The sequence below is a fragment of the Pengzhenrongella sp. genome, assembly GCF_036565025.1.
Taxonomy (GTDB): Bacteria; Actinomycetota; Actinomycetes; order Actinomycetales; family Cellulomonadaceae; genus Pengzhenrongella.
On record NZ_DATCNW010000233.1, the window covers coordinates 24,267 to 37,903 of the forward strand.

Sequence of the window (13,637 nt, forward strand, 5' to 3'; positions counted from 1 at the left end):
CCGCGAGCGGCGAGCCAGGGCTACCAGCGGGCCACCCGCACCTGTCCGCTCTCGACGCTCACGGCGAACATCCGCAGGTCAGCCGGTTCCTTGCCCACCGGGTCCAGGCAGCGCCCGGTGGTCAGGTCCCAGACCTGCTTGTACATCGGCGAGGTCACCGTGGGCACGGTGCCCACCGAGCCGACGATGCCGCGCGAAATGACATTGGCGCCCGAGAACGGGTCGCGCTGCTGGACGGCGACCACCCGGTCGTCGTCCAGCCGGAACACGGCCACCTGCTCGCCGTCGACCAGTGCGGTCACCCCGCGCTCGGGCACGAGGCCGCTCAGCGGGCAGACGACGGTCCAGCTGCTCACGGGCGTACCTCCAACGTACGGGCGATCACGGGGTTGTTGTCCGAGGCCTGGCCCGGGCGGGCGGGGCGGGCCTGTCCGCGCACGGAGGTGTACGCGAGATCGGGGTCGTGCTGGTCGGGGGCGTTCACGAACGACACGAAGCGTTGCAGCTTCTCGGGGTCCTCCAAGGTGGCCCGCCACTCGTCGGTGTACGCCTCGACGTGACCGGCCATCGAGGCGTCGAGGTCGGCGCCCAGGCCCAGGGCGTCCTCGACGACGGCCTTGCGCAGCTCCGAGATGCCGCCGGGGTAGTCCGCAACCCAGGGCGCGGTGCGCTGGACCCGGTCGGCCGAGCGGATGTAGAAGGCGAGGAACCGGTCGATGACCTGGATCAGGCGGTCGTCGTCCAGGTCCTCGGCGAGCAGGTCCGCGTGCCGCGGGGTGAAGCCGCCGTTGCCACCGACGTAGACGTTCCAGCCCTTCTCGGTGGCGATGACGCCGACGTCCTTGCCGCGCGCCTCGGCGCACTCCCGCGCGCAGCCGGAGACGCCGACCTTGAACTTGTGCGGCGAGCGCAGCCCCCGGTAGCGCAGCTCCAGGCGCACCGCCATGCTCGCGGAGTCCTGGACGCCGAACCGGCACCACGCCTGCCCCACGCAGGACTTCACCGCGCGTAGGGACTTGCCGTAGGCCTGGCCGGACTCGAAGCCCGCGTCGACCAGGCGCCGCCAGATCGCCGGCAGCTGGTCGATGCGGGCACCGAACATCGCGATCCGCTGGGCTCCGGTGATCCGTGTGTGCAGGCCGAACTCGCGCGCCACCTCGCCCAGCACGATGAGCCGTTCGGGGGTGATCTCCCCGCCGGGCACGCGCGGGACCACCGAGTAGGTGCCGTCCTTCTGCATGTTCGCCAGGACGTGGTCGTTGGTGTCCTGGAGCGCGGCGTGCTCGCGCGCGAGCACGTGACCCGCGCCCAGGGACGACAGGATCGAGGCGACCGCCGGCTTGCAGATCGCACAGCCGCGACCCGCCCCGTACGCGTCGACGATCTCGGAGAATGTCCGGTGGCCGGCGGCGTCTACCAGGGCGAACAGCTCGGCCCTTGACATCGCGAAGTGCTCGCACATGGCGCTCGAGACCGCGACGCCCGAGCGCTCGAGGCTCGTGTTCACGATCTTGGTCAGCAGCGGCACGCAGGATCCGCACACCGTGCCCGCCTTGGTGCAACCCTTCACCTCCCCCACGCTCGTGCAGCCCTGCTCGCTCACCGCGGCGCGGATGGTGCCGGCCGAGACGTTGGAGCACGAGCAGACGACGGCGTCGTCGGGCAGGTCGGTGGTGGGAACCCCTACCCCCTCGGGCACAAGGAATGCGGACGGGTCTGCGCCGAGGGGGCGGCCGAGCAGGGGACGCAGCGAGGCGTACAGCGTCGTGTCACCGACGAAGACACCCCCGAGCAGTGTGCGGGCGTCGTCGGACACGACCAATTTCTTGTAGGTCCGTGCAACCGGGTCGGCGAAGGTCACCTCGAGGGCCCCGGGGGTCAGCGCGAACACGTCACCGAAGCTCGCGGCATCCACGCCGACGCCCTTGAGCTTCGCGCCCTGCGCCGCGGGCCGGTAGGTCGAGCGGCCGCCGAGCAGCTGGTCGACGACGGCGTCGGCCATCGCGTTCGCCGGGGCGACCAGGCCGACGCACTCCCCCTCGAACGAGGCGCACTCGCCGATGGCCCACACCCCCGGGTCGGACGTGCGGCAGGTCGGGCCGATGACCACGCCACCGCGCTCGCCGATCGCCAGCCCGGACTCCCGGGCCACCCTGTCCCGGGGCCGCACCCCGGTGGAGAAGACGACGACGTCGGCCGGCAGGCTGGTCTCGTCGGTGAGGTCCATGGACGCCACCGCGCCGTCACCGCCCGCGGTCAGGCGGGTGGCGCCGGTCGACGTGCGCACGTCGATGCCCTCGCCGGCGACCAGGACTCGCAGGGCCTCCCCCGCGCCGTCGTCGAGCTGGACGTTCATCAGGCGGTCCGCGAACTCGACCACAGTCGCGGTGGTGCCCAGGCCGGCCAGCGCCTTGGCGGCCTCGAGGCCCAGCAGTCCGCCGCCCACGACGACGCCGTGCAGCGGGCGCCGGAGTCGATCGGCGCGCAGGGTGACCCACTCCCGCAGCGCCACGACGTCGCTCATCGTGCGGTAGCGGAACACCCCGGGCAGGTCGGTGCCCTCGGTCCGCGGCGTCCAGGCCCACGACCCGGTCGCCAGCACGAGGTTGTCGTAGGGCTCGACGCGGCCGGAGCGGGTGGTCACGGTCCGCGCGCCGCGGTCGATGCTCCGGACGCCGTCGCCGACGACGAGCTCGGTGCGCGGGTCCTGCCAGGGCGCGGTGGCCATGGTGAGGTCGCCCGGGCTGCGCCCGGCGAAGAAGTCCGAGAGGTGCACCCGGTCGTACGGCGCGCTGTCCTCGTCACCGATCACCGTCAGGTGCCAGTCGCCCTGCGTCGAGCGCTCGCACAGCTGGTCGGCGAAGCGGTGGGCAACCATGCCGGCGCCGACGACGACGACGCGGCCGGGGGACGTGCGGGTCATCGGGTGATCCTTCGGTTCGGGTCGCTGCGCGGGCCGGCGCTCGTTCAGCAATTTTCACCTGAGCTGCCGTGAAAACGGGGGCCTTTAGGCCTACCCGGCGAGCGGCGCTCCCGGGTCCACCCGGCAATTGGGGGGTCTTTGAGCCCTTGCGCCGCGCCGCCACGCGCGAATCGGCTCGCCCTGCTGCTGACAAGGACATGCGGAGCACGATCGACTGCTCAAAGCACCACCCGTTCGCGGGTTCATCCCAGGCCGATGACCGCCGCCCGCCGGAGACCGGCCCTACACAGCGTTGGCCCGTCGTGAGAGATGACTCGTGACTGCATACGACCCTCCTGGATCGTCGGCTCGCTCGATGTGGATCGAGCAGCTCGTCGAGGCCGCCCCGGACGGGCTTGTCGCGGTGGACGCCGACGGCGTGATCCGGCTGGTGAACCATCAGACCGAGGTGCTGTTCGGCCATCCGCGAACCGAGCTCACCGGCCTCGCCCTGGACGTCCTGATCCCTGGCGGTGACCGCGCCACCCATCCGCAGGAGTCGGCCGGCTCGGTCGTCGGCCCGAAGAACGGGGAACTGGGTCACGGCCTCGAGTTCGAGGCTCGGCGCAAGGACGGCAGCGAGGCCTGGCAACGGTCTACGGGATCGCGACCCAGACGGGTGGGGACGTCACCATCTACTCCCAGGAAGGACTGGGCACCACGATCCGGGTCAACTTCTCGGCGACCCGCGAGCTCGCGGCCGCGGAGCCCGAGGCGGTGCCGAACGGGCGCTCCTCGGCGCACGGGGAGACGATCCTGCTCGTCGACGACGAGGACGTCGTGCGGGAGCCGACGTACATGAGCGGCTACACCGCGAACGCGCTCGTGTACCAGGGCGTACTCAAGGAGGGCGTGCGTCTCATCGGCAAGCCGTTCCCGCCACGGGATCTGCTGGCCAAGGTCCGGGAGATCCTCGACGCCCAGATCAACGCGTGAACGTCTCGACACGCGGAGAAGTTCCGGCGCGGCGCAAGGTTCACCCGATCGTGGCGGTACAGTTATTACCGGAAATTGCGCCGCCCGATCGCGGGCGCGTCTTGCCGCCCGATCACGGGTGGCGACTTGGCTTCGAACCGGCGGGGGCGGCCGATCAGGCCCCACAGCTTTCCCTCGTCGTCAGAGATGAAATCGTGTTTGCCTCCCTCCCCCCTGTTCGGCCAGAACTCTCAGCCTTGACCAAGCCCGTTTCCTGGTTCGCGACCACCGGCGATCCGCGTACCGACGCTCGGACCCGACCATGAGTCCGCTTGCTACGGCGGTAGCAGCCGCAGCGACGACGACGGCCGAACCGACTACCGTGCGGCTGGTCGCCAATATCGTCGAGATCGCGGCCCTTCTCATTGCCGTGGTGGTGCTCGCCCGGCGCGCACGCGATCGCAACTCTGCCGCCACCCGGTGGGCGCTTGCGATGTTCGCGATCTTCCTCGTGATCGTCGGGCTCTCCTTCCTGCCGCAGATGGACCCCACCAGCGACTCCCTGGCGCTGCGCCTGTTCATCGTCGTGCTGCTGGCGATGTTGCTGCTCATCCCCTACCTGCTCGTCCGGTTCGCGCACAGCCTCGGAGCCGTCGGTCGACGAAGCCTCGTCATCGCCTCGGTGCTCACCGCGTTGCAGCTGGCCGGGACGCTCACGTTTCTCCGGTTCCCGCTCACCGGCGCATCCACGAGCCCCTGGGTCAAGGCGTACCTGGCCCTGATCCTCGGCAGCTGGACCGTGCAGTCGGCGCTGGCCGCCATCGGACTCTGGAGGGCAGGCAACGGGCAGCCGTCGGTCGTGCGGCACCGGATGCGCACCCTCAGCCCCGGCGCCGTCATCCTGGCGGTCGCGCTGCTCTCGGGCGGCATCGGCGGCGACACGCAGAGCACGCCGGCCCAGGTGATCAGGGCGCTGATCAGTGTCGTGGCGATCGGCCTGCTGGTGCTCGCGTTCGTCGTCCCGGCGTGGCTGAACGCGGCGTGGCGCGCGGCGGACCTGGCGGAGTACGGCAAGGCCGAGCGGGTACTGATGACGGCGGTGACGGCGATGCAGGTGGGGAGCGCCATCGTGCCGGCCGTGGTGCGCCTGTTCGGAGCCCGCGGTGCGGCCCTGCTCGATGCCCACGGAGTACCGGTGGCCGCCCAGGGGCTCCCCCCCGACGAGCTGGTGGCGCTGAACGACCAGCTCCTCGCCGGCGACTCGAGCGAGCTCTTCGTGGTCCTCGACGGCGGCGGGATCGCCTGCCGGCTGACCGAGGGCTGGCTGATCGTGCAGATCGGCGCGTTCGCGCCCGTCTTCGGAGTCACCGAACGGTCGCTGCTCGACCGGGTGGCGTCCTTCGTCGACCTCGCCCTGCATCGCTGCCGGCTGTACGAGAAGGAGGCCGAGAGCCGCCGCGCGGCAGAGGTCGCGAACGCCCAGCTGCACCAGTCCCAGCGTCTGGAGAGCATCGGCCAGCTGGCCGGCGGCGTCGCGCACGACTTCAACAACCTGCTCGCCGGGATCATGAACTACGCCGCGCTGGCCGAGGACGGCCTCGAGCTGCAGGCGCGGCGCCTCGGGCTCGACAACGACGGCGGCGTCACCCTGCTCGCCCAGGACGTCGCCGAGACCACCACGCTCGCCGCCCGCGCGGCTCAGCTCACCCACCAGCTGCTCATCTTCAGCCGGCGCGAGGTGACCAAGCCCGAGGTCCTGGACCTCAACGCGATCGTGACCGACATGGAGAAGCTGCTGCGCCGGTCCATCGGGGAGAACATCGAGCTTCAGGTGGTGTCCTCGCCGGCCCTCCCGCGGGTCAAGGCCGACCGCGGCCAGCTCGAACAGGTCCTGATGAACCTCGTGGTCAATGCGCGCGACTCCATGCCGAACGGCGGCACGCTCCGCATCGAGACCTCCGGCATCGACACCGACGAGGACTATGCCCGGAGCCTGTCGATCACCTCTGGCTCCTACGTGTGCCTCACGATCTCGGACACCGGAACCGGCATGTCCCGGGAGATCGCGAGCCGGGCGTTCGAGCCGTTCTTCACCACCAAACGCACCGGCGAGGGCACCGGACTCGGCCTGGCGACCGTGTACGGGATCGCCGTGCAGGCCGCCGGTGACGTGGCCATCTACTCCGAGGAGGGCGTCGGCACCACGATCCGGTTCATCCTCCCGGCGACCCACGAGGAGGTTGCGACCGGCGCGCACAGGCCCCCGGAGTCGGATCTGACGGCGCAGGGCGAGACGATCCTGCTCGTCGAGGACGAGGACATGGTCCGCGAGCCCGCGCGGCGCATCCTGCAGGGGCACGGCTACACGGTGTTCGCCGCCGCGAACGCCGACGAGGCCCTCGAGGTCGCCCACCAACTTCCCGGCGAGCTCGCCCTGCTGCTGACCGACGTCATCATGCCCGGCCGGTCCGGAAAGGAGCTCGCCGCCGAGATCCGCATCCTCAGCCCGCACACCGAGATCCTGTACATGAGCGGTTACAGCGCGGACCTGATCGTGCACCAGGGCGTCCTCGACGACGGTGTGAACCTCATCGAGAAGCCGTTCCCCGCTCAGGGCCTGCTCCGCAGGGTCCGCGAGATTCTCGACGGCGAGCCGCGCGTGCTGCAGGACAGCTGACACCCGTACGGGTGACCCCCATCCGGGCGGATCCGCACCGCTAATGCTTACCTGACCGGCTCGGTCACCGATCAGACCTGCATGCTCCTGCCGTTGGACGCCACGTCCATTGCGCCGAACAGGCTGCTGGTGATAGAGGACAAGCAGCCTGACTCGATGCTGCTCGAGATGGCGATCCGGGACAGCATTCTCTCGACCGCCTGGATCGAGCACGCAGCCGAGCTGACCGAGGGCGTGCAACGGCTCGCGCACGACTGGTTCGACGGCGTGATCCTCGACCTGGGCAAGGCGGACGGCGAGAGCATGTCCACCTTCACCCAGGTGCTGGGCCTCGGTGGCAGGGCGGCGATCGTCGTCGTCACGGGGGACGAAGATCCGTGGCTCGCCGAGGAGTTCTTCCGGCTCGGGGCTCAGGACTGTCTCGTGAAGGCCTCGATCCGCCCGGGCGATCTCGGCCGCGCCGTCGACTCTGCGATCCGGCGCCAACGGGTCCTGCACGAGCTCCAGAGATCACGGGACGAACAGCTCCAGTCGAAGGATCTGTTCCTCTCCCACATCTCGCACGAGCTCCGGACGCCGCTCACAGCGATTCATCAGTTCGGGTCGTTGCTGCTGGACGACGTCGGTGGCCCGCTCGCCGAGGTCCAGCGGGACTATCTCACGGTGCTCATGCGCAACGTCGGGCAGCTCAAGGTGATGATCGACGACCTCCTGGAGGGGACGCGGGTGGAGGGCAGTCGCGCGACCGTCGACTGCCGCACCCTGGCCCTCGGCGCGTTGCTCAGCGAGGCGCTGTCCGCCTACGGCCCGACGGCCCAGCGTCGCGGGATCCAGATCGCCGTGCTCGCCTCGAACCTGCCGCCGGTGACCGCCGACCCGGACCGGCTCCGAGAGGTGCTCGCCAACCTCCTGGACAACGCGTTCCGCTTCACCCCGGACGGTGGCTCGGTCACCGTGGATGCCCGCCCGCTGGGTGACGGCGTCTGCGTCACCGTGCTGGACACCGGCCAGGGCCTCGGGCCCGGAGACGAGGAGCGCATCTTCGAGCAGTTCGTGCAGGGCGGCCAGCCCGGGACGAAGCGGCGCGACGGGCTCGGTCTCGGGCTGTTCATCTGCCGCGACCTGATCCAACGGCAGGGCGGGACGATCTGGGCCACGAACAATCCCGGCGGGGGCACCGCGGTGGCGTTCACCGTTCCTGCCGTCAGGACACAGGCAGCGGCGATCTGAGCACCACGACGGACTGCGGGCCGACGGTGAGGACGTCACCGGCAACCCGGACCGGGCCCGGTCGCGGCGTCGCCTCGAAGGTCTCCAGCTCGATGATCCACTCCTGCGCGGCACGGCCCGGCGGGATCGCGAAGTCGAGGGCCTCGCGCCAACCGTTGATCAGCAGCAGGAAGTCGTCGTCGACGAGAAGGGAGCCGTCGTCGGACCGGTCGGGAGCATTGTCCCCATCGAGGGCGACGGTGACGGCTCGCGCCTGGGGGTTGGACCAGGCCTCCGACGTCATGGCCGCGCCGGCCGGGGTGAACCAGGCCAGCTCCGCGAGATCCACCCCGGACAGGAATCGCCGCCGGCGAAAGACCGGATGCGCCCGGCGCAGCGCGACGACCCGGCTGGTGAAGGCGAGCAACTCCTCGTCGGGCGAGGACCAGTCGAACCAGCTGATCTCGTTGTCCTGGCAGTACGCGTTGTTGTTGCCCCGCTGAGTGCGTCCGAGCTCGTCGCCGCCGAGCAGCATCGGGACCCCGAACGACAGCAACAGGGTGGTGAGCAGCGCCCGCTGGCGCCGCGCGCGCCCCTGCGTGATCTCGGGACTGTCGAGCTCCCCCTCGACGCCGCCGTTCCAGGAGCGGTTGTCGTCGGTGCCACCGGGGTTGCCCGCGATGTTGGCCTCGTTGTGCTTGCGGTCGTAGGAGACGAGATCGCGCAACGTGAACCCGTCGTGCGCGGTGACCAGGTTGACCGACGCGGTAGGCCGGCGTTCGTGGGCGGCGAACAGGTCAGAGGATCCTGCGAAACGGGTCGCGAAGTCGCCCAGCTGCCCGTCCTGGATCCGCCAGAAATCGCGCATCGTGTCCCGGTAGCGGCCGTTCCACTCGCTCCACAGCGCCGGGAACCGGCCCAGGTCGTAGCTGTCGCTCTGGCCGACGTCCCACGGCTCGGCGATCAGCTTGACCCGCGAGACGACCGGGTCCTGGTTGACGATGTCGAAGAAGGAGGCGAGCCGGTCGAAGCCACCACGGTCGCGAGCCAGGCTCGGAGCGAGATCGAACCGGAAGCCGTCGACGTGCATCTCGCTCGCCCAGTAGCGAAGCGAGTCCATGATCAGGCGAAGCGTGCCCGGGTCGTCGACGTTGAGCGAGTTGCCGCAGCCCGTCGTATCCACGTACCGGCTCTGGTCGGTGGGTTCGAGCCGGTAGTACCCCGGGTTGTCCAGGCCCCGGTGGCACACGGTCGGCCCGGTGGCGTCGAACTCCGCGGTGTGGTTGAACACGACGTCGAGCAGGACCTCGATGCCCGCGGCGTGCAGGGTGCGGACCATCGCCTTGAACTCCGCCACCTGACCGCCGGGTCGCCCCGCGCGGACCTCGGCCGACAGGCTGTCCTGGGGCGCGAAATACCCGATGGTGTTGTAGCCCCAGAAGTTGGTCAGCCCCGCGTCGACCAGGAACGCCTCGGGCACGTTCTGGTGCACCGGAAGCAGCTCGACGGCCGTCACCCCCAGGCCGACCAGGTGGTCGACGGCGGCGGGGTGTGCCAGGCCCGCGTAGGTACCCTGCAGCTCGGGCGGCACCCCAGGGTGCGCCATGGTGAAGCCCTTGACGTGCACCTCGTAGATCACCGAGTCGGCGAGATGGTGCTCGGGCCGGCCGTCCGTGCCCCAGTCGAAGGTCGGGTCCACCACGATCGCGCGAGGCACGTGGTTCGCCGAGTCGAGCATGCTGCGCCGATCCGGGTCCGCGGGGTCATGGCCGAGGACCTCGTCGCCGAAGACCACCGCACCGGTCGTGGCCAGCGCGTAGGGGTCGAGGAGCAGCTTCGCGGGGTTGGTGCGCAGACCGTCGGCCGGCCGGAACACCCCGGACGAGCGGAACCCGTACCGCTGGCCGGCTCCGATGCCAGGGACGAACGCGTGCCACACCCCCGCGTCGACGTCGAGCAGGCGGACCTGGGTCTCGGTTCCGGCCGCGTCGAACAGGCACAGCGTCATGCCTTCGGCGACGCCCGAGCTCACCGCAAAATTGGTGCCGGGGGTGCCGTCCGGCCCGACTGCGGGGGTGGCCCCCAGCGGATACGGGCGCCCCGGCCGCTGGATCGGATCGTGCACCACCATCGCCATTCCCCCAAGGTCCTGCATCCGCTCTTGCACCGGCCAACCGTAGGCAGAGCGCCCGGGGCGCGTACCCCGAACGGGCATTCTCATGACGAGCGGCGAGGCCGGCGGGCCGTCACTACACTCGGCGAGTATCGAGGGCCGGCAGTGACCTTCGGTCCTTCGAAGGCCGCGCAGGGGGCACCATGCCGGACGCCCAGCACACCGCCGTGCTCCGCTACTACGCCGGCACCAGGTGGGACTACAAACACCTGTGGCGCAGCGAGCAGACGCTCGCCATTCATTTCGGGTACTACGACGACAGCGCGACGACGCACCGGCAAGCGTTGGCTCGGATGAACGCCGTACTCGCGTCGTGCGCGCGGATCGACGCGGCCGACGTCGTGCTGGACGCGGGCTGCGGCATGGGCGGCAGCGCGCTCTGGCTCGCCGAGCACGTCGGCTGCCCGGTCCTCGGGATCAACATCACCGCCCACCAGCTGCAGTCCGCGCGGTCAGCCGCCCGGCAGCGCCGGCTGGACCACCTGGCCCGGTTCGAGGCCCGGGACTACACGAGCACGGGGCTGCCCGCGGCGGACTTCTCCGTCGTCTGGGCGCTGGAGAGCGTGGTCCATGCGGCGAGCAAGGCCGAGTTCGCGGCGGAGGCGTTCCGGCTGCTGCGTCCCGGTGGTCGGCTCGTGCTCGCGGAGTACCTGGTGCGCGACCACCCCGTGCTCACGGCGGCCGAGACCGAGATCCTGCGGCAGTGGCTCGACGGCTGGGCGATGCCCAGCCTGCTCTCGGAGCCTGACTACCGCTCGGTGCTCGGTGCCGCCGGCTTCGGCCCGGTCCGCGTGTGGGACATCACGGACCGGGTGCGACCGTCCCTGGCGAGGCTGGACCGGATCACCAGCGCGCTGCTGCCCTTCGCGGCGGCGCTTCGGTCGTGCCGCGTCATCGGCCGCGGACACCTCGAGAACGCGCGTGCCTGCCTGGCGCAGCTCGATGCGCTCGATCGCGGCCTGTGGCGGTACAAGCTCCTCGTCGCCGAGAAGACCTGAGCTCGGGCGGGCGTGGCGATCCAGCAAGCCCGGCGCGGTCCTGCCATCGGCCCGCTGCCCCGAGCGGGCCTGCACCCGAACGGGTCACGCGCGTCAAGGCGCGGTCCGCTCACGCCGATAAACACCGAATGCGCCCTGCCCTCCCGACCCGCGAGCCGCGGGCCCGAGCGACGGTCACGCGGAGCGAGAGCCTGCGGGCCGCGGCGGGACGATGGACGCGCCGGCGATAGCCGCCGCGCTGGCCCGCGGGGCGCTGGAGGTCCACTACCAGCCGATCGTCGTCCTGCCGTCCCGACAGGTCATCGGCTTCGAGGCGCTCGCCCGGCTTCGGGATCTCGACGGCACCCTCGTGCCACCGGCCGACTTCATCCCGGTGGCCGAGGAGTCGGGGCTGATCATCCCGCTCGGGCTCGAGGTGCTCAAGCGCGCGGTCGCCGCGGCCGCGCACTGGCGCTCGGGATCCAGCGCCATCACGACCGCCACCGTCAGCGTGAACATCACGCCCGCCCAGCTGGACCTGCCCGACATCGTCGACGTCGTCTCGTCCATCCTCGCCGAGCACGACTTGCCCGGCTCGGCGCTCGTCCTGGAGATCACCGAGTCCGCCGTCGCGGCACCCGGGATCCGGGTGGTCATCGACCGGCTGTCGGAGCTCGGGATCCGGGTGGCGATCGACGACTTCGGCACCGGGTTCGCGACGCTCGACACGCTGCGCAGGATCCCGGCCCAGATGCTCAAGCTCGACCAGACGTTCGTCTCCGGCGTGACCCGGGAGGGGGCCGACCGGGCGATCGTGCGACTCGTGATCAACCTCGCGGACAGCCTCGGCCTGTCCGTCGTCGCGGAGGGCATCGAGACCGAGGAACAGGCGAACGCCGTCCTGCAGCTGGGATGTGCGGTGAGGCAGGGCTACCTGTTCGCCCGGCCGGGGCCCGATCCGCCTGCTGTGGCGGCCTCTGTGGCCCCGGGCGGCGCGACCGCGGTGGTGTCCCCGCGCGAGGGGCCGGACCGCTGGCCGGTGGCCCTGAACGAGGCCGTGCTCGCGGCCGCTCGGCTGCTCGGCGCCACGGACTCCGCGCATCGCGGCGCCGTCCATGCCCTCGCGACGGCGCTGGCCCGCGCGGCAGAGCTGGACGACCAGACCGTGCGTGCGGTGGGACGACTCGCGCTCGTGCACGACGTACGGCGCCTGCTGGTCGACGGCGCACTGCCGGTCGCCCTCAGCGGCGACGAGCGCCTGCGCGCACTCCTGGTGAGCGGCGGGCCCGCCGTCGACGCTGGGCCGGTGGAGGTGGCGCTGGTCCGGGCCGCCGCCGCCGCCGCGGACCGCGCCGCGAGCACCGACCCGGACCTCGGAACCCACGCTCTCGCCGCGGGCCTGAACCACGTCGCCCGCACGGTCAACCCCGCGTCACACGGTCCATCGATGCCGAACCTGCGGGGATTGCTCGCCACCGTGGCGTTGTCGCCGCCCGACACCGTCCCGTTCGGTGAGCTCATGGACGACCTCGACCGGCGCCGGATGGGGCGGCGCGGGATGGAGGAGCGGATGCGCTCGGTCTTCGGCATCACCAAGGTGCTGAGCTCGAGCCGCGACACCCGCGAGCTCATGCGGGTCGCGCTCGAGGAGGCCCGGCGCATCGTCGGCGCCGCCTCGGCGTCGGTGGAACGGTGGGAACGCGAGGCGAACCAGCTCCGCTGCCTGGTCAGCGTCGGTCAGCTCGGGCCGAACGAGCAGATGTTCCCGGAGAACGAGGTCTACTCGCTGGCGGACTACGCGCAGGCGCGGCGGACCATGCTCACCGGACTGCCGTACATCCACCGGGTCGACGACCCGACGTCCGACCCGGAGTCGGTCGACCTGCTCATCGAGCTCGGGAAGTACTCCTCGGCCGCCGTCCCGATCTACGTCGATCGCCGGGTGTGGGGTCAGCTGTGGTTCGCGACCGACCACGGCGAACCCCACTTCGAGTCGCGCGACATCGAGACCCTGATGGCGGTGGCGACGCTGATGGGCGGCGTCGTCGTGCAGGCCGAGAATCTGCAACGGGTCGACCGGATGGCGTTCGAGGACGCCCTCACCCGGGTCGGCAACCGCCGCGTCGTCGACGACGTCCTGGAGCGGCTCTCGGGGCGGAGCACGCAGACCGTCGTCGCGCTGCTCGACATGGACCGGCTCAAGGAGATCAACGACTTCGAGGGTCACGCCAGCGGGGACGCCGCGATCCAGCGCGTGGCGGACACCCTCTCCAAGGGCGTCGCGTCGTGGCCTAACGCCACGGTCGGACGCCTCGGCGGTGACGAGTTCTGCGTCGTGCTGCCCGGTTGCCCGGCCCTCGAGGCGCGCCGGCTGCTCGCGGGCGCCCTCGCGCGCCTGCGGGCGGAGGGCGGGCCGTCGGTGTCGATGGGGCTCGCGACGACCGGGACCGGACCGTGGGTCCCCCGCGACCTGCTGGCGGCCGCCGACGAAGAGCTGTACCGGGCGAAGCGGGCGGCCCACGCCGGCCACGAACGTGCGGACCGGCGCCGGGAGGCGGGGGCGCAGCGTCCCCGGCGCGAGATCTCCAGCCCGAGCTGACCGGCGCCGACTGCTTGAGGAGCGGGACGCTCGCCGCCGACCGAGATCGGTCAGGCCTCGGCGGCCTCCAGACGGCCGGTCGCCACCGCCGCGGCCAGGGCCCGGTGGTCGGCGACCGTCTGGTC

At 71.2% G+C, this 13,637-nt stretch carries 9 protein-coding genes; 6 read left to right on the forward strand and 3 right to left on the reverse strand.

Annotated features, from left to right (window positions below; all coding sequences use genetic code 11):
- Window positions 1-20 precede the first annotated feature (20 nt).
- The gene (nirD, locus tag VIM26_RS13845; protein ID WP_331952133.1) at window positions 21-356 is read right to left on the reverse strand and encodes a nitrite reductase small subunit NirD; all 336 of its coding nucleotides are present in this window, start codon (window positions 354-356) and stop codon (window positions 21-23) included.
- Window positions 353-2,923: a nitrite reductase large subunit NirB gene (gene nirB, locus VIM26_RS13850; protein ID WP_331952135.1), complete on the reverse strand. Its 2,571-nt coding sequence runs from the start codon at window positions 2,921-2,923 to the stop codon at window positions 353-355. The genes nirD and nirB overlap by 4 nt, the downstream gene beginning before the upstream one ends.
- A gap of 355 nt (window positions 2,924-3,278) precedes the next feature.
- On the opposite strand from nirB, the gene VIM26_RS27090 reads away from it, so the two are divergent.
- The 4 genes from VIM26_RS27090 (at window position 3,279) to VIM26_RS13865 (ending at window position 7,784) form a co-directional block, all read left to right on the forward strand.
- Window positions 3,279-3,764: a PAS domain S-box protein gene (locus VIM26_RS27090; protein ID WP_414696488.1), complete on the forward strand. Its 486-nt coding sequence runs from the start codon at window positions 3,279-3,281 to the stop codon at window positions 3,762-3,764.
- A complete protein-coding gene (locus VIM26_RS13855; RefSeq protein ID WP_331952137.1) occupies window positions 3,680-3,898 on the forward strand; it encodes a hypothetical protein in 219 nt (72 codons plus the stop codon). Before VIM26_RS27090 ends, VIM26_RS13855 begins: the two co-directional genes overlap by 85 nt.
- A gap of 301 nt (window positions 3,899-4,199) precedes the next feature.
- Window positions 4,200-6,554 (forward strand): hybrid sensor histidine kinase/response regulator, encoded by a 2,355-nt coding sequence (locus tag VIM26_RS13860; protein ID WP_331952139.1) that lies wholly within the window; start codon window positions 4,200-4,202, stop codon window positions 6,552-6,554.
- A gap of 81 nt (window positions 6,555-6,635) precedes the next feature.
- Entirely contained in the window at window positions 6,636-7,784 is a 1,149-nt protein-coding gene (locus VIM26_RS13865) for a hybrid sensor histidine kinase/response regulator (protein ID WP_331952141.1), read from the forward strand.
- Here the strand turns inward: VIM26_RS13865 and glgX are convergent.
- Window positions 7,759-9,930 (reverse strand): glycogen debranching protein GlgX, encoded by a 2,172-nt coding sequence (glgX, locus tag VIM26_RS13870; protein WP_331952143.1) that lies wholly within the window; start codon window positions 9,928-9,930, stop codon window positions 7,759-7,761. The two genes, VIM26_RS13865 and glgX, sit on opposite strands and share 26 nt — an antisense overlap.
- Window positions 9,931-10,079: 149 nt before the next feature.
- Here glgX and VIM26_RS13875 point away from each other — a divergent pair, with 149 nt between their 5' ends.
- Both VIM26_RS13875 and VIM26_RS13880 read left to right on the forward strand, forming a co-directional pair.
- Window positions 10,080-10,934, forward strand: a complete 855-nt coding sequence (locus tag VIM26_RS13875) for an SAM-dependent methyltransferase (RefSeq protein WP_331952145.1) — start codon at window positions 10,080-10,082, stop codon at window positions 10,932-10,934.
- A gap of 211 nt (window positions 10,935-11,145) precedes the next feature.
- The gene (locus tag VIM26_RS13880) at window positions 11,146-13,512 is read left to right on the forward strand and encodes an EAL domain-containing protein (RefSeq protein ID WP_331952147.1); all 2,367 of its coding nucleotides are present in this window, start codon (window positions 11,146-11,148) and stop codon (window positions 13,510-13,512) included.
- Window positions 13,513-13,637 lie beyond the last annotated feature (125 nt).